Genomic DNA, 20,546 nt, shown 5'->3' on the forward strand with positions numbered 1-20,546 from the left:
GGTCAGCGCGGCGGCAGGCAGCGGATGAGGTCGAGCTCGCCGCTGAGCGACACCGGCCCGTCGCCGTGCGCGGTGAGCACGGTCGCCCCGCGTCGCAGCGGGATAGAGACCTCTGCCGTCTCGAGTGTTCCGGCGCCGTCGAGCACGACCAGTACGGAGAAGGACGCGTCGAGCTCGCGGTGCCCGGCGACGCGGACGCGCTCCGCAGCGAAGAACGGGTCGGCGTCGGCGGGGAAGAGCGTCTCGGCGCCCCGCCCCTGCCGGAGGTCGTGGATGCGTTCGGCCGGCGTGATGTCGCGGACCAGGCCGTCGATCGCGGTATCCAGGTCGAGTCCGAGCAGGGCCTCCCTCTCGGACAGCGTGCGCCGTTCGAGCAGCACCGAGAGATCGGTCGGCTGCTGCAGCTCCACGAGGGTGACGCCCGGGCCGATCGCGTGGGCGAGACCGGCGGGCACCAGCAGCGTGTCACCGGCGGCCAGGGGGACGCGGTTCATCGCATCCACCATGGCGTCCGCATCCTGTCCATGCCACCAGCCGCGTACCTCGGCGTCGCTCACCGCGCGCCGGAAGCCGAGGGCGGCGTAGGCGTCGTCGGCCGCCTCGATGACGGCCCACGCCTCGGTCTTGCCCAGCGGGCTGTCGAGGTGCGCGGCGGCGAACGCGTCGTCCGGGTGGTAGTGCACGAACAGGCGCTCGGCGGTGTCCAGCAGCTTCACGAGCAGCATCGTCCGCGGTCCGTGGCGGTGCACGTGCTCCTCGCCGAGGAAGCGCACCGGATCGGCGGCGACGGCGTCCCGAAGCGTGGTTCCGTCCGGAAGCACGGTCAGTCCGACTCCGCCGCCGGCGAAGACCTCCGTGGTCGAGCCGACGAAGTCCTCCGGCGTGAACGGGCTCGGTTGCTCGGTGCCGCGGAACCGCGCTATGCCGGCTCCGCCGCGGTAGGGACGATCGAGCGGCTGGTTCGGGCCGAGGAGGAGGGGGGTCGCGGTGCTCACCGTCAGCAATCTAGTCCTCCGCCGGACACGGGGCCCGCACACGCATCCCGGGCGCGGAGGCACGCTACGTTGAGGGAATGCGTGCGGGGGACGGTCGATCGGGTCGCGCCCGGTCCTTCTGGCCCCAGCGCAGCCGAGCACAGTCGGGTGCGCTCGCCGCCACGGGCCTCGTGGTGGTCGTCGTCGCCTTCCTCGCCTCGGTCATGACCGGCCTGGCGCTGCGCTCGCCCGACGCCGCTGTGCGCGCCACGATCGCCGAGGAGCCCGCCGCGGTCACCTCCCTCGCGGTGCAGGCGTCGCGGTCGACGGATGCGGCGACGCAGGATGAGGCCGTGCGGCGGGTGCTCCGCGAGCAGTTCCGCGGCGCGTCCGTGCGCGTCGCGTCGAGCTCCTTCGTCCCGTCCGCCGCGGTGACCGGGGGAGGGTCGGCGTTGCTGCTGGTCACGTCCGACGACCTGCGGAAACGGGTGCAGCCGACCGAGGGCCGGTGGCCGTCCACGGAGGCGGAGGTCGCCGTCGACACCGCCTTCGCCCGCGCCCACCGCGTCTCCGTGGGCGACACGCTGGTGTTCGCGGGCCAGGATGCGGCGGTCCCGGTCACCGTGACCGCGCTGTGGCGCCCCGCCGACCCCGGCGCGCCGGCGTGGCTGGGGTTGACCGACGGCGCGGGAGGGACGGACGGCCGCGTGATCGTGCCGGACGCGGTCGCTCACGCCGCCGGCGACGGTATCGCCGCCCAGTGGGTGCTCACCCCGGACGCGACGGACGCCACCGCCGCACAGCTGCTACGCCTGCGCTCCGGCTTCGACGGCATCGCCGACGCGCTGAGCGAGGAGCCGTCGGCCGCGGCCAGCCCGTTCTCGTCGACCGGACAGGGCGCGGCGACCGTCGCCGCAATGCAGCGGTCGGTGGTCGCGCTGCAGGCCGTCATCCCGGTGCCGCTGACGGTGCTCGCCGTGTGCTCGGTCATCGCGCTCGTGCTGCTCGGACAGCTCCTCGCAGGTGCGCGCCGGGTCGAGACGCGCCTGCTGCGCTCGCGGGGAATGACGGTCCGCGCGCTCGCCGTCGCGTCCGCGCTGGAAGCCGCGGTCGTCGCCGTGGCCGGGGTCGCGGTGGGCGCCGTCGCTGCCCAGCTCGTCCTGCTGCGGCTGGTCGGCGGCCCGGGGGCAGGCGCATCCGGAGTCCTGGATGTGGCCCTGCCGGCCGTCGCCGCTCTGCTGGCCGCCGTGCTCGCAGCGGTCGTCACCATGGTCGTCTCGGTGCGGTCTCTGACGGACGCACCAGGCGCGGTGGAGGCGGGCCGCTCGCGCACCGCGGTCTCCGCCGGCCTCGCCGTGCTCGCGGTGATCGCCGCCGCGGTGACCCTCTGGCGGTTCCTCGTGTTCAGCTCGTCCGGGTCGCTCGCCGACGGCACAGCGGGGGTCGACCCCGCGGGCGTCGTGGCCCCGGCGGCGGTGCTGTGCGCGATCGCCCTGGTCGGTCTCTCGCTGTTCGGGCCCGCCGCCGCAGCCGTCGAGCGGCTCGCCGGACGGGGACGCGGCGTCGCCCGCGTGCTCCCGGCTCGGCAGGTGGGGCGCGGCATCGCGCTGTTCGCCGGACCTGTGGCGCTCATCGTGCTGGCGGTGGGCTCGCTGAGCTTCGCCGCCGGGTACGCGGGGACCTTCGCAGGCTTCCTCCGCGACTCGACGGTGCTGGTCCAGGGCGCACCCGTCCGCGCCGATCTGGGAGCGAGCGGGACGCCGCGATCCGCCTCCGACCTCTCGCCGGCGGCCGCGTTGCACCGACCGGGCGTCACGGTCTCGCCGGCCATCGTGGACGACGCCACCGTGGGCGACACTGACGCTGCGCTCGTCGTGGCAGACACGCGTCTGCTCCCCGCGCTCACCCCGGTCGGGTCGTACCTGTTCGACGGGAGCGCGGCGGCCGCGGATCTGCATGCCGCGAACGGCATACCGGGCGCCGACCTGTCGTCGAGCGGCCGCACCCTCCGGTTGCGCGCGGTCGCAGCGGCGGGATCCGGGTCGGCGACGGCGACCGCGGTCACGGGGTGGTTCGCTACGGACGCCGGAGAGGCGGTCCCCGTCACGGCGTCGGTCGCCGCCGACGGGACGGCCTCCCTCGCGGTGCCGTCGAACGGCGCGGCCCGCCTTGTCGCCGTGGACTTCGCCGTGGCGCCGGTCGGCGCGGTGGACGTGAAGGTCGCCGTGACCGGGCTGCCGCGGGCCGCCGACGCGTGGACCCTCGCCGCAGGCGCCTTCGGGTCGTCGACGCCGTTCCGCGCGGCGGGCGCAGCGGCCGCCTCCGCCGCCGCGCTCGACGCGCCCGCCTCCGTCCGGTTCGTGCCGGGCGATCCGCCGCCCCTCCGCTTCGCGGTGACCTCGGCGCTGGCGGCCGACGACGACCTGGCCGTTGGCCGTCGGATCGAGGTCCGCTCGCCGACCGGGGACCTCACCGGCACCGTGGCCCGCGTCGTCGCCGCCGTCCCCGGCACGCCTTCCGAACGGGCCGTCCTGGCCGACTACGCAGCCGTGGCGGCGCAGCTCCTGCGCACCACCCCGTCCGTCGCTCGCGCCTCCTCGGTGTGGGCGTCGGGCGGCGACACGGCGGCGACGGCGGCCGCCCTGTCCGGTGCGGCGGATGGCCAGGCGGTCGTCACCACCGCAGACGGCGGGTTCGTGTCGCGCTTCCTCGGCGGCGCCGTCCTCAGCACGTGGCTGGGAGCAGCGGGATGCGCGGCGCTCGCTCTCGCCGCCGTGGCCGCGGCCGTCTCCTCGGCTCTCCGGCGCCGCCGCGGAGAGGTGGTGGTGCTGCGCGCTGTCGGGCTCTCCGGTCGCCAGCAGGCGTGGACGCGGCGCCTCGAGGTCATCGGGGTGACCGTCGCCGCCGGCGTGTTCGGCCTGCTCGGCGGCGTCGCCGTCGTGCTCCTGGTGGGCAACACCCTCGCCCGGCTCTCGGTGGTGACCGCGCCATCCACCCTCTCCGTGCAGGGACGTGTGGATCCGCTCGGGCTCGGCCTGGGGCTCCTGGTCCTGGCGGCCGCTCTCGCCGCCGCGGTCTGGGCGTACGGATCCGCGGTGCGGCGCCAGGCCGCCGACACCGGATACCGGGAGGAGACCCGATGAGCCGGCCGGTGACCGACGCGCGGCTGTTCCTGCGCTCGCTGCGCGCCTACGCCGGCGGACTGGCACTTCTGGCGGTCGTCGCCCTCGTCGCCGCAGCGGCGCTGGCCGCGTGGCCGCGCGCGGTGAGCGGCATTCTCGGCGGCGAACTGCGCCACGACCTGCAGCAGGCGGGAGCGGGTGGCCGGGACCTCAGCGCACCCGTCCGCACCGGCTTCCTGTCGGCGGGGCCGATGGTCGACCCGGCGCGCCTCTGGGATCAGCTCCCGGCGATCGGCGCGTCCGTGCACAGCGCGATGAGCCCGGCGCTCCGCGCGGTCACCGCGGCCGGCGACTCGTCGGCTCGCAGCGACGACCTGGCGACCACGTCGCCCGCCGGCGCACGACCCCTCGACCACTACGGCGTCTCCCTCGAGGCCTACCGGGGCCTGCGGCAGCAGGCGCGGCTCGCGCAGGGGGAGTGGCCGACGGCGGCCGCAGGCGGCTCCGTCCCCGTCGTGGTCACCACCGCGACCGCGAAGCTGCTCGGCTGGAAGGTCGGCGAGACCCGGGAGTCCGGGGCCGGTCAGGGCGGATCGCTGATCCTGCGCCTCGCCGGCACCATCGCGCCGAAGGACACCGCCGCCTCCTTCTGGGACCTCGACCCCGTCCGCGACCTCGGCCACGTCTCCGGAGGCGGCGACAGCCCCAAGAGCTTCGTCGGCATCGCCTGGGTCGACCCCGCATCCTGGCCGGACCTCGCCCCGCGCTTGGACGCCACCTCTGCCGAGATCTGGTACCCCGTCGAGCCCGACCGCTTCACGGCCGAGACCCTTCCCGCCGTGCGGAGCGCGCTGGGCGGCTTCCTGGCCGCGCCTCCCGTCGTCTCCGCCGGCGGAGCGAGCGTGCGGCTGCCGTTCGCGACGGCGGTGCAGCAGACCCTCGACGACTTCATGGCGCGCGCACAGCCGGCGCAGACGCTCTTCGCCATCCTCCTCAGCGGGCCGCTCGTGGTCGCACTGGCCGTGCTCGCGCAGGGCGCACGTCTCGTCGCCGAGCGCCGCAGACCCGCCCTGGCTCTCGCTGCCGCGCGCGGCGCGTCGCCGGGTCGGCTGCGCACGGAACTCGCCGCTCAGGGCGCGCTCGTCTCCATCCCGGCGGCGGCGCTCGGCTTCGCGATCGCGCTGCTCGTCACGCCCGGCGCGCAACCGCTCGCGACGCCGCTGGCGCTCGCCGCCGTCTGCGCACTCCTTCCTCCGCTCGCCCTGGTCGTCGCGGCCGGCTCGCTCGACCCGGCCGCGCGGGCCTCGCGGCGCCGTTCCCGCTGGGCGTGGGTCGCCGAGGTCGTCGCCGTCGGCCTCGCGGTCCTCAGCGTCGTGCTCGTGTCGCGCCGCGGACTGTCCTCGACCGGGGCCGGCCTGGCCGTCGACCCGCTCGCCGCACTGACCCCGGTGCTGGTGGCGATCGCCGCTTGCGTGCTCGTCGTGCGGCTCACCCGCCTCCCGCTCGATGGGCTGGCGCGCGGCCTGCACCGCGGCCGTGGCCCGGTCGCCTTCGTCGGAGCCTCCGGGACGCGCGGAGCGGGCTCCGGCGTGCTCTGGCCCGTGTTCACCCTGGTCGCGGGCGTCAGCATCGCGCTGTTCTCGGTGAGCATGCTGGCGACCTCGACCGCCGGGCTCGCCGAGGGCGCGCGCATCCGGGTCGGCTCCGACCTGTCGCTCACCGCCGCGACGACGCTCAGCGACGCCCAAGTGGATGCGGTGAAGCGCCTCGACGGCGTCGAACGGACGGCGACGGTCGACTGGGCGGGAGGCGTCCGACTCTTCGCCGGCGGGGTGACGTCGGACGTCTCCGGCTACCTCGTCGACCCCCGGGAGCTCGACGCGGTGCAGTCCGGCCTGCCCGCCGACGCACGGCTCTCGGACGCGCTCACCGGCGGCATCCGGGGCCGGACGGGCGCCGCGCTCGGGGGCTGGTCAAGCCAGCTCCCGATCACCAGCGCCCTCATCGTCACCGGCGGCACCAACGTCCACCTCGGTGTGACGGAGCTCGACCACCTGCCGGGCGTGTACGTGCGCGACGGCGAGTGGGTGTTCCTCGATCGCACGACCCTGCCTGCGACGAGCGGTGTCACCGGCGAACCGCAGACCGTCCTCGTCAAGCTCGGCGCGGGAGCCGATGCCGCTCGCGTGCACGCCGAGCTGCAGCGGATCGGCGGGTCCGGCGCGCTGGTGGGGGATGCGATCGCGGAACGCGACGGGCTCCGGAGCGCGCCGCTCGTCTCCGGCACCGAGCAGGTCGCGCTGCTGTCGATCGCGCTCACGGTGCTGCTGTGCATCGCGGCTCTGCTGCTGACCCTCGTGCTGAACACCTCCGCGCGCATCCGGCTGGTCGCCACGCTGAGGACCATCGGCTACAGCTCGCGGCAGACCGCCGGGGTGCTCGCCTGGGAGTTGGGCCCCGTGCTGGTGATCGGCCTCGCAGCCGGGGCGGTCGTCGGGCTTCTGCTGCCCGCCGTCGTGCTCGACCCGCTCGACCTGCGCGGTTTCACCGGGAGCCCGGTCCAGCCGCCGGTCGTGCAGGACCCGCTGCTCGTCGCCGCTGCGCTCGCCGGCTTCGCCGTCGTGGCAGCCGTGGCGACCGTCGTCGTCCTCGCCGGAGCGCGCCGCCGCTCGCCGGCGACCGTGCTGAGGAACGCAGGAGGAGAATGACCACCGTGACCCCCGACCGGGCCGACTCGGCCACCCGCGCCGATGCGGCCGTCCGCGTCGACGCGTCGATCCGCTGCGCCGACCTGGTCCGCATCTTCACCGCCGACGGCGTCGAGGTGCAGGCGTTGCAGGGCCTCACCCTGCGCGTCGACAGCGGCGAACTCGTCGCCATCGTCGGCGCCTCCGGCTCGGGCAAGTCGACGCTGCTCGGCATCCTGTCCGGACTCGACAAGCCGACGGCCGGCTCGGTCAGCGTCGCCGGGCGCGACCTGCTGGCGCTCAGTAATAAGGAGCGCGTCGATTACCGGCGCCGGACCGTCGGCTTCGTCTGGCAGCAGACCTCGCGCAACCTGCTCGGTTATCTCACCGCCCGCGAGAACCTGGCACTGGCGATGTCCGTCGCGCGCACCCCGGACCGCGAGCGCCGCGCGACCGCGCTGCTCGATCTGCTGGAGGTGTCGCACTGCGCCGACCGCCGCCCCACCGAGATGTCCGGCGGCGAGCAGCAGCGCGTGGCCATCGCGGTGGGCCTCGCAAACGAGCCCGCCGTCCTGCTCGCCGACGAGCCGACGGGCGAGCTCGACGAGGCCACGAGCGTCGAGGTGCTGGAGGCGATGCGCGGCGCGAACCGCGAGCTCGGCGTCACGACCCTGATCGTCACCCACGATCCGACCGTCTCCGACCACGTCGCGCGGACCGTCCAGATCCGCGACGGCCGCACGGCGACCGAGGTGCTGCGCCGCACCGGCGTCAACGAGCACGGCGACGAGCACACCGTGGCGGAGGAGTTCGCGGTGCTCGACCGCGTCGGCCGCCTGCAGCTGCCGCAAGAATATCTGACGACGCTCGGGATGCGCGACCGCGTCCGTCTCGCGTTGGAACAGGACCACGTGGGCGTCTGGCCACACGCCGACGGGTCCGGAGAGGACGACGATGACCGACACTGACGACCGCGAACCGCTCCTCGTCGCCGAGGGCGTCTCCCGCAGCTTCGAGACGGCGGCCGGCACCGTCACCGCTCTCGTGGATGCGAGCGTGGTCGTGCGTCCGGGCGAGCTCGTCGTCGTGAAGGGGCCGTCCGGCTCGGGCAAGACCACGCTGCTCAACGTGCTCAGCGGACTCGACCGGCCGACCGGCGGCACCGTCCGCCTGGACGGCGTGGAGCTCACCACCGCGTCCGAGGCGCAGCTGGTGGAGCTGCGGCGCCGGAGCACGGGCTTCGTGTTCCAGTCGTTCGGCCTCGTGCCGGTGCTGTCTGCGGCGGAGAACGTCGAGCTGCCGCTCCGGCTGCTGGGGGTGGCCGCCGAGGAGCGGGACGCCCGGGTCGCCGCGCTCCTCGACAGCGTCGGCCTCGCACAGCACGCGCGACAGCGCCCGACCGAGCTCTCCGGCGGCCAGCAGCAGCGCGTCGGCATCGCGCGGGCTCTTGCGGCGGACCCGCGCATCATCTTCGCCGACGAGCCGACCGGCCAGCTCGACAGCATGACCGGCAGCGCCGTGATGGACCTCCTGGTCGACCTCGTCCACGGCCAGGGGATCGCCGCGGTGGTGACCACGCACGACCCGTTGCTGATGGCCCGCGCCGACCGCGTGCTCGAGCTGCACGACGGACGGCTCGGCGGGGAGGCCCGGCGCCGCGGCCGGCATGCGCTGGAGGCGGATGACGTGGCGGTCGTCAGCGGTTAACATCGCGGCAGGGCTACACGTGAGGGGACACGACATGCGTCACGAACGACGGGAACGCGAGGCGGCCGCAGCGGCCGAGGCCGAGGCCGAGCAGGCGATCGCCGCCACCGAGAGCGACGACTCCTTCGTGGATGCGGACGAGTCGCTCGAGGAGGACGAGGAGCGCCCCTGAGCGCTGACCGCGGTCCCCGACCGCATTCTGGCGGACCCCTGTCCCCATCAGTGGGGTACAAACCTGTCCGCAAAAAGGAGGACAAACCCAGATCCCCGACGTACTCTGCGAATAGATGAGCATTGCTCATTCAGTCGCTCAGACGAGGCGTCCCCGGCCGGACGCGGAAGGGGGCGGGGAACATGGTCTCCTTCGCCGATCATCACCGAGGCGCCCCGCATGCCTCCCACCACCGCCACCCCGGTGGTTCGTCGCGCTGACCGTCTTCGTCATCCTGCTCGCGGCCGTCGTGGTCACCGCCGTGGGTGGCGGGACCCTCTACGCGGGCTCGGTGGCGTCGACCTTCGACTCCCACGTGTCGCATCTCCAGAAGGCGTTCCCCGCCGAGACGACCCGGCCCGCCGCGTCGCCCACGGGCGCGGTGAACATCCTGTTGCTCGGCTCGGACTCGCGCGGCGCGCCGACCGGCATCGGGGCGGAGGGTGTGACGAACCAGCGGGCGGACACGATGATGCTCGTCCACATCGACGCCGACCGGCGGAACGTCTACATCATGTCGATCATGCGCGACCTCTGGGTCCCCATCCCGGGGAACGGCACCGCGAAGATCAACGCCGCGCTCGCGTGGGGCGGCACCCCGCTCGTGGTTCAGACCGTCGAGCAACTGCTCGGCGCACGCATCGACCACGTCGCCATCGTCGACTTCGGTGGCTTGAAGGCGATGACGAACGCTCTCGGGGGAGTCGACGTGGACAGTCCCGTCGGCTTCACCACCGTTCGGGCGCCCCACTACACGTTCGTGAAGGGGATGAATCACCTCGACGGCGCCCAAGCCCTCGCCTTCGCGCGCGAGCGCTACGCCTTCGCGACCGCCGACTACCAGCGCGTGGCCGACCAGCAGGCGCTGATGCGCGCCTTCGGGACCAAGGTGCTGAGCCTCTCGGTGCTCGCCGATCCCGGCAAGCTCACCTCGTTCGCCGCCGCCGTGGGCTCGTGCGTCAAGGTGGACCAGGGCTTCACCCTGCAGGCCATGATCGCCCTGGCGGCCAGCATGAAGATCTCCGGCATGTCGAGCATCCACACCTTCACCATCCCGACCGCCGGCACCGGCACGTCGGCCGACGGACAGTCCATCGTGAACGTCGACCCGGCAGCGATGGCGCGGCTGCGGACGGCGCTCGCGCAGGACGCACTGGCGGGGTTCGTGGGGTAGCGATGTCGGTGGTTGACCCTAGTCTTGGGGACACGGAGAAAAAATCTCGAAAACACTACATGTAGTGGAATGACAATCGTGTCATTCGGGTTATATAGTGGGTAAACACCGCGGGAACCGCGGATCACCGACTTCTCAGGGGAGGCCATCATGGACTACGAAAACGACAGCGTTGGCGGCTACTCGGTTCCCGTCGACCCCATGGACCTGCTGCAGTGCGACAGCTGCCAGTAAGGCGCTAGCACCGAGCACGAAGACCCCGGAGGCCACTGGCCTCCGGGGTCTTCCGTTTTCCGCGGCGGTTGCCGGGCGGTCGGTAGAATCGTCCGGTGCCAGTGAATCCAGAGCTGCAGGGGCGGGAGTTCCCGCCGACCCGGCCGTACCTCGTGGGGCGCGAGAAGGTGCGCGAGTTCGCACGCGCGGTCTTCGCCACCGACCCGATCAGCTACGACCTCGACGCCGCACAGGCCGCCGGACACCGCGACCTCGTCGCGCCGCCGACCTTCCCGGTGGTGGTGCAGGAGTCGACGCTCGCCCAGCTGCTCGCGGAGCCGGACGCCGGCATCGACTTCAGCCGCGTCGTCCACGGCGACCAGCGGTTCTCCTTCACCCGCCCCGTGTTCGCGGGCGACGAGCTGACCGCCACGCTGCGCGTCACGTCGGTCAAGTCGCTCGGCGCGCACTCGATGGTGACCGCCGAGTCCACCATCGTCGACGCGGACGGCGCGCACGTCGTGACCGCGATCTCGACCCTGGTCGTGCGAGGAGACGAGTGATGGCGTACTTCGAGGCCCCTGGTGCTCCCGAGACCCCCGACTTCGACGCGCTGAGCGTCGGCGACATCGTCGCCGAGCGCACGTTCGAGGTGACCCGCGACTCCCTCGTCCGCTATGCGGGGGCGTCCGGAGACTTCAACCCGATCCACTACCGCGACGACATCGCGACTTCTGTCGGCCTTCCCGGTGTGATTGCCCACGGGATGCTCACCATGGGTCTCGCGGTGCAGCCGGTCGTCGAATGGGCGGGCGACCCGGCGCTCATCGTCGACTACCAGGTGCGCTTCACGCGTCCCGTCGTCGTCGACCCGTCCGAGGGCGCGACCGTCACGGTCTCGGCGAAGGTCGGACAGCTGGATGCGGAGGCCCGCATCGCGCGCGTCGACCTGACCACCACGTTCGGCGGCGAGACCGTGCTGGGCAAGGCGCAGGTCCGCGTCCGTTTCGCATGACCGACGCCATCCCCGCTCTCGCCGACCTGACGACCATCCGCGTCGGAGGCGTGCCGGACGACTACGTCGCCGCCGACGATCGCGACGCGCTGATCTCGGCGGTCCTCGATGCGCGCGCTTCGGGTGAGGACTGGCTCCTGCTCGGCGGCGGCTCCAACACCGTGGCCAGCGACGACGGCTTCGAGGGGACGGTCATCCACATCCGCACCCGCGGCGTCGAGCGTCTCCCTGCGCCCGAGGGACGCGTCCGGATCCGCGTCCAGGCGGGGGAGCCGTGGGACGAGCTCGTCGCGCTGACCGTCGGCAACGGCTGGTCGGGCATCGAGGCGCTCTCCGGCATCCCGGGGTCGACGGGCGCCGCGCCCGTGCAGAACATCGGCGCGTACGGGCAGGAGATCGAGTCCTCGCTGGTGGGCGTCGAGTTCCTCGACGACGAGAGCGGCGAGGTCGTCTCGCTGACCCGCGCAGAACTCGGCCTCGGCTACCGTACGTCCGTGTTGAAGCGGGGACGGCGCGGGGTCGTGCTGTCGGTGGATCTCGAGCTTGCGAACAACAGCGTGGCCGAGGGGGCCGGCGCTCCTTTGAGCGCTCCTGTGGCGTACGCGCAGCTGGCCGACGCACTCGGCGTCCCGCTCGGGTCGCGGGTGCCCGTCGCCGAGCTGCGACGGGCGGTGCTGGGCCTGCGGTCGTCGAAGGGCATGGTCCTCGACCCGGGCGACCCGGATTCGGTGAGCTGCGGTTCCTTCTTCACCAACCCGATCGTCTCGGAGGGCTTCGCGCGGTCGCTCCCCGCGGACGCGCCGCGCTGGCCTCAGCAGCCGGCCGAACCGGACGCCGTGATCGCGCTCCCGCCGGGCGGCGTGCACCCGCTCGACGTCCCCGGCCTGGCCGGCGGCGAGTACACGGTCAAGCTCAGCGCCGCGTGGCTCATCGAGCACGCCGGGATCCGCCGCGGGTTCGCCCTGCCCGGATCGGGCGCCGGCATCTCGTCCAAGCACACGCTCGCCATCGTCAACCGCGGAGGCGGCACGGCGGCGGACGTGGTGCAGCTGGCCGATTTCATCCAGGCGCGGGTGCAGGCGGAGTTCGGCGTCGTGCTGCAGCCGGAGCCGGTCCTGGTCGGTCTTTCGCTCTGACGGCATCCTCGCGGCAGCTACAGGGCCGATGCCCGTCGAACTCTGAGAGTATTCTCACGCCGGACTCCCTAGGCTGGGTCCACCGCGGCGCGCTTCGCGCCGGACCGGATCGAAGGGGAAGACATGGGATTCCTGGACCGCCTGCTCGGACGCGAGGAACCGCGCCCGAAGGGATCGCAGCAGCAGTACGCCGGCTATCCGGCACCGGGCGGTCAGCCCCAGGCCGGCGGTGGGTCGCGGCCGGCGGCGGGAGCTCCCACCGGGCAGCCCCGCAGCGAGGACGAGATCGCGGTGGAGCGCTACCGCTACCTCCTCCGGACCGCGCCTCCGGAGACGATCGAGCAGGTCCACGAGGAGGCGTTCGCCAAGCTGACGCCCGAGCAGCGCCGCCTGCTGTTCCAGCAGCTCAGCGAGAACGCGCCCGCCGGCGAGCAGCCGCGCGGCGACGACCCCCGCTCGCTGGCCCAGTCGGCGACCCGCTCCGAGCTGCGCCAGCCGGGCACGCTCGAGCGGGCGCTCGGCGGCGGTCCCCGGGGCGGTGGGTACGGCGGCGGGATGGGCTTCGGCGGCATGTTCGCCAGCTCGCTCCTCGGAAGCGTGGCGGGCTACGTCATCGGCTCCGCGCTCGTCAGCGCCTTCCTGCCCTCCCCCTTCGACAACCAGGCCGACCAGGGAGCCGACGGCCAGAACGGCGATAACCAGAACGGCGACAACCAGAACGCCGGCGACAACAACAACGACGGTCAAGGCGGCGACACTTCGGGCGGCGACGGCTCCGGCGGCGATGGTTCGGGGGGCGATGGCGGCTCGGCCGACGCCGGCTCGACCGAGGCGGCCGGCTGGGACGGCGGTGGCGGCGACGCCGGCGGCTGGGGTGGTGACTCCGGCGGCTGGGGAGGCGACTCCGGTGGTGGGGACTGGGGCGGCTTCGGCGGCGGCGATTTCGGCGGCGGCGACTTCATCTGATTCGGCGGCGCCCCCGACTCGGCCCCTCTGACTTACCCGGCGGCCGCCCCTCCTCAGCTGCGCATTGCCGCCGCGAACGGGAGCACGGCTGACGCGCCCGCGCGCAGCAGCTCCTGGCCGGCGACCGTGATCGTCCAGCGGCTGTCGACCAGGTCGTCCACCAGCAGCACGGGAGCGCCGGGCGGCAGTTGCAGTCCGTCGGCCGAGAAGTGGTCCCAGACCGCGGCCAGGCGGAAGGCGCTGTTGCCGCCCGGGGCGCCGGAGGGCGGCCCTCCGCGCCAGGTGAGCGTTCCGGCGAACGGGAGGCGACCCACGGTCGCCAGGCCGCGCGCCAGGGACTCGACGAACTGCGGCCGGCGGCGCGACGGCATCGCGGCGATCGCGGCGGGCCGCGCTTCCCAGTCCCAGTCGGCCAGCACTCGGACGCAGGCATCGAGGAGGGGCTGCGGGACGGGCTGATCGGGGGCGTCGTCGGCGAGGAGTTCGCGGAGGCGGCCGCCCCAGCCGAGGTCGGTGAGACGCGCGAGCGCCCGGCCGGGCTGGAGCTGCTGCTCGGGGCCGAGCTTGCCCTTGACCGGTACGCCGAGGCGGTCGGCGCCGGTCGGCCAGAGCTTGCGGGGTTCGATCTCGACCCCCACCTTGTCGAGCAGGGAGCCCACCTGACTGGCGGCGCCGGCGTCGACGTCGGCAGGGAACCAGACACCGGCGCAGTTGTCGCATCGGCCGCAGGGACCGGCCGCCGGGTCGTCGAGCGCGCGCTGCAGGAACTCCATCCGGCAGGCCGAGGTCGCCTCGTACTCGAGCATCGATCGCTGCTCGGCCTCGCGTGCGGCGGCGATGCGTTCATAGCGCTCCTCGTCGTACTCCCACGGCGCACCCGTGGCGACCCAGCCGCCGCTCACCCTGCGGACCGCACCATCCACGTCGAGCACCTTCAGCAGCAGTTCGAGCGTGGACGCGCGCAGGTCGACCCTGCTCTCGAGCACGCGTGTGGACTGCGGCTGGGCGCCGAGCGCGTCGAGCACCGCTGCCGCCTTCTCGCGCGACGGCATGGACGCCGTGGCGAAGTACTGCCAGATCGCGCGATCCTCCGGGCCGGGCAGCAGCAGCACGTCGGCGTTGTCGGTCGCGCGGCCGGCGCGCCCGACCTGCTGGTAATACGCCACGGGCGAGGACGGCGCGCCAAGGTGCACGACGAACCCGAGGTCGGGCTTGTCGAACCCCATGCCGAGCGCGCTGGTGGCGACGAGGGCCTTCACCTCGTTGCGCTTCAGCCGGCCCTCGAGCTCCTCCCGCTCGGCGGTGTCCGTCTGCCCGGTGTAGGCGTGCGCCTCGTGCCCGGCACGACGGAGCACCCGCGCGGTGTCCTCCGCGGCCGAGACCGTGAGCGTGTAGACGATGCCGCTGCCGGGCAGGTCGGCCAGATGAGACGCGAGCCACGCCAGCCGCTCCGTCGCATCCGGCAGCGGGAGGACGCCGAGGCGCAGCGAGCGCCGTGCGAGCGGGCCGCGGATGGTCAGCACCTCGGACTCCCGCCCCGCGCCCAACTGCTCGACCACGTCGGCCACGACGCGCTCGTTGGCGGTCGCCGTCGTCGCGAGCACCGGCACGCCATCGGGGAGGAGCGCGATCAGATCGCGCAGCCGTCGGTAATCCGGCCGGAAGTCATGGCCCCAGTCGGAGATGCAGTGCGCCTCGTCGACGACCAGCAGCCCGCAGCGTTCCACGAGGGCAGGAAGCTGGGTGTCGCGGAACTCGGGGTTGTTGAGCCGCTCCGGAGACACGAGCAGCACGTCGACCGTGTCGTCTCGCAGGCGGGCGGCCACATCGTCCCACTCATGCCGGTTGGCAGAGTTGATGGTGACGGCGCGGACGCCGGCCCGCTCGGCCGCCGCCACTTGATCGCGCATGAGAGCGAGAAGCGGCGAGACCAGGATGGTCGGCCCGGCTCCGCGCGCCCGCAGGAGCATCGTGGCGACGAAGTAGACCGCCGACTTGCCCCAGCCCGTGCGCTGCACGACCAGCGTGCGCCGATGATCGTCGACGAGCGCGGAGGTCGCCTCGTACTGCCCGTCGTGGAACTCGGCCTCCGGTCGTCCGACGAGGGTGCGGAGACGGAGGAGGGCATCGGTCGCTGTGGTCATGAAGCCATCGTCGCAGGCACGCCCGACGCCGACGCCCGGCGGCCGGGAATCTGTGGAGAACGATTCCCGGCCGCGGTTGTGGACAGCTTCGGCCTACGGACGCACCCGCCGTCGCTGCGCCGCCCGGATGCCGCCCAGCAGCGCCGAGACGACGATGACGAGGCCCAGAAGGGCGGCGGCCAGCGCCCAGGCGGACCCCGGGGTCAGCGATCCCACCCAGAAGCCCACGCGGTCGGCGCGCTCGGCGGACGACACGACGTACAGCGTCGCGACCCCGAAGGCGGTGAGCAGGATCCCCCACACCACCCCGCCCCAGCGGATCGGGGCGGGGGCCGCCGCGGCCGACGGAGGAGTGGGAACGGGTGCAGTGATGTTCGTCTCGGTCATGTCCGTTGCTCCTTCTGGATGGGCGTTCACTGCTGGAGGAGGACGGGGAGGCCCTCGGTGGTGAGGCGGAGGCCGGCGAGGCCGTCCCCCGCGAGGAACAGCGCGGCGCCGGTCAGCACCGCGAGCAGGATCCCGAGGAAGATGAGGAAGCCGCTGCGTCGTCGGGCGAGACCGGCGATCAGCACGACGACGCCGACGACCAGGGTCGCGGCGGCGAGCCCGGCCGCGGTGGTGTAGCGCGCGACATCGGCGAGCTGCGGCCACACGATGGCCACGAGCGAGCCGGCGACGAGCGCGAGTCCGACCGTCAGCCAGCCGATCGCGGCGCCGACACGCGGGTTCGCGGCGCGGAACGCCTCGCGCCGGGCTGCGGCCTCGGCGGTCGCGACCGCGACCTGGGCCCGGAGCTCGGCCGAGCGCTGGGTCTTCACGGCACGCATGTCGGCGGCGAGGCGCGCCTTCCACGCCGCGTGATCGGCCCGCCACTGCGCCTGCCGCTGCTGCCAGTCGGCGACCTCCTCGGTCGTCGCGCCCTGCTGCAGAGCGGGCGGTGGGGTCGGCTCCGTGGCGATGTCGAGCTGCACGGCATCCGGCTCGACCGCGGTGGACGGCGGCGCCGCCGCGGGCGCGCTGGTGGCGGCCGGCGCGGCCGGCGCGGCGGATGCGGTGGCCGCGTCCGCCGGAGCCGCCGGCGACGCCGTCGCAGGCGACGCATACGACGAGTAGGCCCCCGCCGACCGCGCATCCGCCCGCCGCACCCCCACGACGATCAACGCGATCACCGCACCGACCACCACCAGCGTCCAGACGACGCGCCCGACCACGTCGCCCCAGGCCGAGACGTCCCAGAAGGCGCCGTGCGTCCACCACAGCCCGCTCGTCCACGGCAGGAGCGACAGCAGCACCATGACGCCGATGGCCACGATCGGCGGCTCGAAGTCGCCCTCGAAGAGGCTCTGCAGATGGATGCGGCCGTCGCGGTCGGGCAGGAGCGCCCACGCCGCCGCGTAGAGCAGCAGCACCGGCGCGCCGAGGATGCCCGCGACCACCACGATGCCGCGCACGATGAGCGGGTCGATGCCGAGCCGGTAGGCGATCCCGGCGCACACGCCGCCCAGCCAGCCGTCGGCGCGCACGACACCGAGCCCGCGCATCCAGTCGAAGAAGCGCGTGCCGCGGCCGGCGAACCCGGATTGCGGGCCGCCGTACGGGTTGCCGGGCGTCCCCACCGGCCGGGTCTGATCGTTCTCTGACATGCTCCTCATCCTGGCGGCGCGCCGGTCGCGCCGGTATCGGGGGAAGCCCTGACCGCACCCTGATCCCCGCCGGTCGCCCGTGCGGGGCGGGGAAGGGTCTGCTTGGATACCGGCATGTCCACCAGCGCATCCGCCGACCCCCAGGCGCCCCTCCGGCGTCCGGCGCTGGAGCGTCCGCGCTCGTGCGTGATCGGCGGCGTCTCGGTCGCACTGGCGGACCACCTGGGCTGGCCCGTGGCGGCCGTACGCTGGGTGTTCGTCGGGCTGACCCTGCTCGGCGGGGGCGGCGTGCTCCTCTACCTCTGGTTCTGGGCGCTGACGCCGCTGCGCGCGCCGTCCGGCGACGACCCGGCCGAGGGCGTGCGCCGTCGCGTCAACGTGCCGTGGGTGCTGGCGGGAGCGGGCGCCGTCTCGGGGATCGCGGCGGTCGTGCTCGCGGGCGGCGGAGCGCTCGGTCCGGGATTCGGGGCGCTCGTGGCATCGGCCGCCCTCCTGGTCGTCGCGGTGGCCTGGGAGCAGCTGACCGATGAGGAGCCGGCCGCCTTCTCGCCGCTGACGCCGACCGTCTTCCGCATCGCGTGCGGCGCGTTCCTCGTCGTGGTCGCCCTCGCGCTCGCCCTGACGCAGGACGCGGGCGGTCCGGGCGTGCTGTGGCTGGGCATCCTGATCACCACGCTCGCCGGCGTGGCCGTGCTCGTCGCGCCGTGGGGGCTGCGGCTCTGGCGCGAGCTGATCGCGGAGCGCACCGCGCGCATCAAGGAGGAGCAGCGCGCGGAGATGGCCGCCCACCTGCACGACTCGGTGCTGCAGACGCTGGCCCTCATCCAGAACCGGGCGGGTGCCTCCAGCGAGGTCGGGCGCATCGCGCGGGCGCAGGAGCGCGAGCTGCGCGACTGGCTGTACGCCGACGCGGCGGCGGCCGAGGGCGAGGAGCGCGACCTGGCCGGCGAGCTCCGGGATGTCGCGGCGGCCCTGGAGGTCGACCACGCCGTGCACTTCGACGTGGTCTCGGTGGGCGAGCCCGTGCGCCGCGCGCCGTCCGAGCTGGGAGCGGCGGCCCGCGAGGCGATGCTCAACGCGGCGCGGCACGCGGGCGGCGACGTCTCGGTCTACATCGAGCACACCGCCGACCGCGCCGATGTGTTCGTCCGCGACCGCGGGCCCGGATTCGACGTGAGCGCCCTTCCCGAGGGGCGCCTCGGCGTCCGAGAATCGATCATCGGCCGGATGCGTCGTGCCGGCGGCCACGCCACGGTCACCGCCCGCGAGACCGGCACCGAGATCCATCTGAGCATCGACATCCCCAGCGAGACCCCATGAGCGAGACCGACACTCCGAACCCCGTGACCGTGGTGGTCGTCGACGACCACTCCATCTTCCGCTCCGGCCTGCGCGCCGACCTCGACGAACGGCTGGAGGTGGTGGGGGAGGCGGCCGATGTGGATGCGGCGGTCGCCACCATCCTCGAGACCCGGCCCGTCGTGGTGCTGCTCGACGTGCACCTGCCAGGAGGGGCGGGTGGCGGGGGAGCCGAGGTCATCCGCCGGGTGGCTCACGAGGCGCCGTCGGTCCGCTTCCTGGCCTTGAGCGTGTCCGACGCCGCCGAGGACGTGGTGGGCGTCATCCGCGCCGGCGCCCGCGGCTACCTGACCAAGGGCAGCTCCGGACGTCAGGTGAGCGACGCCGTACTCGCTGTCGCGGGCGGGGATGCGGTGTTCTCGCCGAAACTGGCCGGATTCGTCCTCGACGCGTTCGGCGCCGCTGCGGGCGAGCAGGCGGAGTCGACGGACGAGCTCGACCGGCTGTCCGCCCGCGAGCGGGAGGTGATGCGGCTCATCGCACGCGGGTACGCTTACAAGGAGGTGGCCGCCGAGCTGTTCATCTCGATCAAGACGGTCGAGAGCCACGTCTCGGCGGTGCTGCGCAAGCTCCAGCTCTCGTCCCGGCATGAGCTGACGGCGTGGGCGCTGGAGCGCAAGCTCCTTTAGGCCGACCGCTTTGCGGGCGGGCATCGGCGTCACGTACACTTGACGCGGTGGTTGAATCTGCCAAGCTTTTCTGCGCCCTTTTTTGTGACGAATGAGTGCGACGTGAGGTTCGGCGATTCGCTTCTTAGGGCGGTAGCTCAATTGGCAGAGCAGCGGTCTCCAAAACCGCAGGTTGCAGGTTCGATTCCTGTCCGCCCTGCAAGTCGGCACTCTGGTGCCGATCCACGAAAGGTGTAACGAGGTGGCCCGAAAGGTAATCGACGAGCCGAGCGAGGAGATCGTCGCCAACGCGAAGAAGGATCGCGCTGCGCGGCGCAACCCCTTCGCCCGGATCGCCCTGTTCATCCGGCAGGTCATCGGCGAGCTCAGGAAGGTCGTCACCCCGACCCGCAAGGAGCTCTTCAGCTACACCGGCGTGGTGCTGGTGTTCGTGGTGATCATGATGGCTCTCGTGTCACTCCTTGACTGGGTGTTCGGCATGGGTGTCGTCTGGGTCTTCGGAAACCCGAAGTAGACGACGTCGAACGGAGCGCATCCGCTCCCCCCGACAAGAAATGGAATGAATTCAGTGTCTGAGACGAATCGCGACGACGTGGACTGGGCCCCTGCTGCGGAGCAGTCCTCCGAAGACGACGAGGCGCAGACCGGCAACGTCCTCGCGAGCGAGGACGAGGCGTCCGACGCGGCCGAGCACGAGGCGCTGCACGTCGTCGCCGACGACGGCACCGAGATCGACCTCGACGCGGTGCTGGACGCGATGGCGGAGGCTGTCGACCCCGAGGCCGACCGTGCCGTCGACGAGGCCCTCGAGGTCGACGACGAGGAGGAGGCCGCGGCCGCCCAGCTCGCCGTCGAGGACGAGGAGGAGGAGGCCGTCGCCGACCCCTACGAAGCCTTCCGCACCGAGCTGCGCTCCAAGATCGGCAAGTGGTACGTCATCCACTCGTACGCGGGCTTCGAGCGCCGCGTGAAGTCCAACATCGAGAACCGCATGGTCTCGATGAACATGGAGGACTACATCTTCGAGGTGCAGGTCCCCATGGAGGACGTGGTCGAGATCAAGAACGGCCAGCGCAAGATGGTCAACCGCGTGCGCATCCCGGGCTACGTGCTCGTGCGCATGGACCTCAACGAGGACAGCTGGTCGGTCGTCCGTCACACCCCGGGTGTGACCGGCTTCGTGGGCAACGCCCACAACCCGACGCCGCTGCGCTTCGAGGAGGCCTTCTCGATGCTGAAGAGCCTGGTGCAGGTCGAGGCCGCTCCGGCCAAGGGCGCTGCAAAGGGCCAGAAGGCCGCCGCGCGCGTCATCCCCGCCGAGGTCGACTTCGAGATCGGCGAGACCATCACCATCAAGGAGGGCTCGTTCGCGGGCCTGCCGGGCTCGATCAGCGAGATCAAGCCGGAGAGCGGCAAGCTCACCGTGCTCGTGTCGCTCTTCGAGCGCGAGACGCCGGTCGAGCTCAGCTTCGACCAGGTCACGAAGCTCTAGGGAACATCCGGAGCCTCCCCACTGTTTTAGAGAACACCGGGTCTCGGAAGGGCCGAGAAACCGGGAGAGCGTGC

General features: G+C 73.0%; 17 protein-coding genes, 1 tRNA gene and 1 pseudogene. 15 read left to right on the forward strand and 4 right to left on the reverse strand.

All coding sequences use genetic code 11. From position 1 onward, the window contains the following. Positions 1 to 2 precede the first annotated feature (2 nt). Positions 3 to 1,001, reverse strand: coding sequence for a hypothetical protein (locus A0130_14330; GenBank protein ID ANF33465.1), 999 nt, complete (start codon positions 999 to 1,001; stop codon positions 3 to 5). 71 nt (positions 1,002 to 1,072) lie between these two features. Here A0130_14330 and A0130_14335 point away from each other — a divergent pair, with 71 nt between their 5' ends. The 10 genes and pseudogenes from A0130_14335 to A0130_14380 all read left to right on the forward strand — a co-directional run bounded on the left by A0130_14335 (position 1,073) and on the right by A0130_14380 (position 13,205). Continuing rightward, positions 1,073 to 4,117, forward strand: coding sequence for a hypothetical protein (locus A0130_14335; GenBank protein ID ANF32684.1), 3,045 nt, complete (start codon positions 1,073 to 1,075; stop codon positions 4,115 to 4,117). Continuing rightward, the gene (locus A0130_14340) at positions 4,114 to 6,804 is read left to right on the forward strand and encodes a hypothetical protein (protein ID ANF32685.1); all 2,691 of its coding nucleotides are present in this window, start codon (positions 4,114 to 4,116) and stop codon (positions 6,802 to 6,804) included. The genes A0130_14335 and A0130_14340 overlap by 4 nt, the downstream gene beginning before the upstream one ends. A gap of 5 nt (positions 6,805 to 6,809) precedes the next feature. Then, complete coding sequence (locus A0130_14345; protein ANF33466.1) at positions 6,810 to 7,751, forward strand: ABC transporter; 942 nt, start codon at positions 6,810 to 6,812, stop codon at positions 7,749 to 7,751. Next, the gene (locus A0130_14350; protein ANF32686.1) at positions 7,738 to 8,490 is read left to right on the forward strand and encodes an ABC transporter; all 753 of its coding nucleotides are present in this window, start codon (positions 7,738 to 7,740) and stop codon (positions 8,488 to 8,490) included. Before A0130_14345 ends, A0130_14350 begins: the two co-directional genes overlap by 14 nt. A gap of 354 nt (positions 8,491 to 8,844) precedes the next feature. Continuing rightward, positions 8,845 to 9,875 (forward strand): annotated as a pseudogene (locus A0130_14355) (hypothetical protein). A gap of 150 nt (positions 9,876 to 10,025) precedes the next feature. Beyond that, on the forward strand, positions 10,026 to 10,109 hold the full coding sequence (locus A0130_14360) for a ribonucleotide-diphosphate reductase subunit beta (GenBank protein ID ANF32687.1): 84 nt from the start codon (positions 10,026 to 10,028) through the stop codon (positions 10,107 to 10,109). 101 nt (positions 10,110 to 10,210) lie between these two features. Continuing rightward, complete coding sequence (locus tag A0130_14365; GenBank protein ANF32688.1) at positions 10,211 to 10,651, forward strand: hypothetical protein; 441 nt, start codon at positions 10,211 to 10,213, stop codon at positions 10,649 to 10,651. Further along, positions 10,651 to 11,103 (forward strand): acyl dehydratase, encoded by a 453-nt coding sequence (locus A0130_14370; protein ID ANF32689.1) that lies wholly within the window; start codon positions 10,651 to 10,653, stop codon positions 11,101 to 11,103. Before A0130_14365 ends, A0130_14370 begins: the two co-directional genes overlap by 1 nt. After that, on the forward strand, positions 11,100 to 12,239 hold the full coding sequence (locus tag A0130_14375) for a UDP-N-acetylenolpyruvoylglucosamine reductase (GenBank protein ID ANF32690.1): 1,140 nt from the start codon (positions 11,100 to 11,102) through the stop codon (positions 12,237 to 12,239). The genes A0130_14370 and A0130_14375 overlap by 4 nt, the downstream gene beginning before the upstream one ends. A gap of 123 nt (positions 12,240 to 12,362) precedes the next feature. Further along, positions 12,363 to 13,205: a hypothetical protein gene (locus tag A0130_14380; GenBank protein ID ANF32691.1), complete on the forward strand. Its 843-nt coding sequence runs from the start codon at positions 12,363 to 12,365 to the stop codon at positions 13,203 to 13,205. Positions 13,206 to 13,258: 53 nt separating this feature from the next. Here the strand turns inward: A0130_14380 and A0130_14385 are convergent, their stop codons facing one another. The 3 genes from A0130_14385 to A0130_14395 all read right to left on the reverse strand — a co-directional run bounded on the left by A0130_14385 (position 13,259) and on the right by A0130_14395 (position 16,992). After that, positions 13,259 to 15,349 (reverse strand): recombinase RecQ, encoded by a 2,091-nt coding sequence (locus tag A0130_14385; protein ANF32692.1) that lies wholly within the window; start codon positions 15,347 to 15,349, stop codon positions 13,259 to 13,261. Between the two features lie 93 nt (positions 15,350 to 15,442). Next, the gene (locus A0130_14390; protein ID ANF32693.1) at positions 15,443 to 15,736 is read right to left on the reverse strand and encodes a hypothetical protein; all 294 of its coding nucleotides are present in this window, start codon (positions 15,734 to 15,736) and stop codon (positions 15,443 to 15,445) included. 26 nt (positions 15,737 to 15,762) lie between these two features. Continuing rightward, positions 15,763 to 16,992 carry a hypothetical protein gene (locus A0130_14395; GenBank protein ANF32694.1) on the reverse strand — a complete coding sequence of 410 codons (1,230 nt, stop codon included), beginning with the start codon at positions 16,990 to 16,992 and terminating at the stop codon, positions 15,763 to 15,765. Positions 16,993 to 17,106: 114 nt separating this feature from the next. On the opposite strand from A0130_14395, the gene A0130_14400 reads away from it, so the two are divergent. From A0130_14400 to A0130_14420, 5 genes are all read left to right on the forward strand, one after another. Further along, on the forward strand, positions 17,107 to 18,312 hold the full coding sequence (locus A0130_14400) for a hypothetical protein (GenBank protein ANF32695.1): 1,206 nt from the start codon (positions 17,107 to 17,109) through the stop codon (positions 18,310 to 18,312). After that, positions 18,309 to 18,980, forward strand: coding sequence for a DNA-binding response regulator (locus tag A0130_14405; protein ANF32696.1), 672 nt, complete (start codon positions 18,309 to 18,311; stop codon positions 18,978 to 18,980). The genes A0130_14400 and A0130_14405 overlap by 4 nt, the downstream gene beginning before the upstream one ends. Before the next feature lie 126 nt (positions 18,981 to 19,106). Then, positions 19,107 to 19,182: transfer RNA gene (locus A0130_14410), tRNA-Trp, on the forward strand. Between the two features lie 39 nt (positions 19,183 to 19,221). Continuing rightward, a complete protein-coding gene (locus A0130_14415) occupies positions 19,222 to 19,494 on the forward strand; it encodes a preprotein translocase subunit SecE (GenBank protein ANF32697.1) in 273 nt (90 codons plus the stop codon). Positions 19,495 to 19,548: 54 nt separating this feature from the next. Beyond that, positions 19,549 to 20,472, forward strand: coding sequence for a transcription termination/antitermination factor NusG (locus A0130_14420; GenBank protein ANF32698.1), 924 nt, complete (start codon positions 19,549 to 19,551; stop codon positions 20,470 to 20,472). Positions 20,473 to 20,546: the final 74 nt, after the last annotated feature.

Source organism: Leifsonia xyli, assembly GCA_001647635.1.
Classification (GTDB): Bacteria; Actinomycetota; Actinomycetes; order Actinomycetales; family Microbacteriaceae; genus Leifsonia; species Leifsonia xyli_A.

Excerpts from the sequence above, each read along its gene's own strand:
- A0130_14340 (ANF32685.1), top strand. The coding sequence starts at position 4,114 with ATGAGCCGGCCGGTGACCGACGCGCGGCTGTTCCTGCGCTCGCTGCGC.
- A0130_14405 (ANF32696.1), top strand. The coding sequence starts at position 18,309 with ATGAGCGAGACCGACACTCCGAACCCCGTGACCGTGGTGGTCGTCGAC.
- A0130_14400 (ANF32695.1), top strand. The coding sequence starts at position 17,107 with ATGTCCACCAGCGCATCCGCCGACCCCCAGGCGCCCCTCCGGCGTCCG.
- A0130_14335 (ANF32684.1), top strand. The coding sequence starts at position 1,073 with ATGCGTGCGGGGGACGGTCGATCGGGTCGCGCCCGGTCCTTCTGGCCC.
- A0130_14360 (ANF32687.1), top strand. The coding sequence starts at position 10,026 with ATGGACTACGAAAACGACAGCGTTGGCGGCTACTCGGTTCCCGTCGAC.
- A0130_14370 (ANF32689.1), top strand. The coding sequence starts at position 10,651 with ATGGCGTACTTCGAGGCCCCTGGTGCTCCCGAGACCCCCGACTTCGAC.
- A0130_14350 (ANF32686.1), top strand. The coding sequence starts at position 7,738 with ATGACCGACACTGACGACCGCGAACCGCTCCTCGTCGCCGAGGGCGTC.
- A0130_14385 (ANF32692.1), bottom strand. The coding sequence starts at position 15,349 with ATGACCACAGCGACCGATGCCCTCCTCCGTCTCCGCACCCTCGTCGGA.
- A0130_14380 (ANF32691.1), top strand. The coding sequence starts at position 12,363 with ATGGGATTCCTGGACCGCCTGCTCGGACGCGAGGAACCGCGCCCGAAG.
- A0130_14395 (ANF32694.1), bottom strand. The coding sequence starts at position 16,992 with ATGTCAGAGAACGATCAGACCCGGCCGGTGGGGACGCCCGGCAACCCG.
- A0130_14390 (ANF32693.1), bottom strand. The coding sequence starts at position 15,736 with ATGACCGAGACGAACATCACTGCACCCGTTCCCACTCCTCCGTCGGCC.
- A0130_14375 (ANF32690.1), top strand. The coding sequence starts at position 11,100 with ATGACCGACGCCATCCCCGCTCTCGCCGACCTGACGACCATCCGCGTC.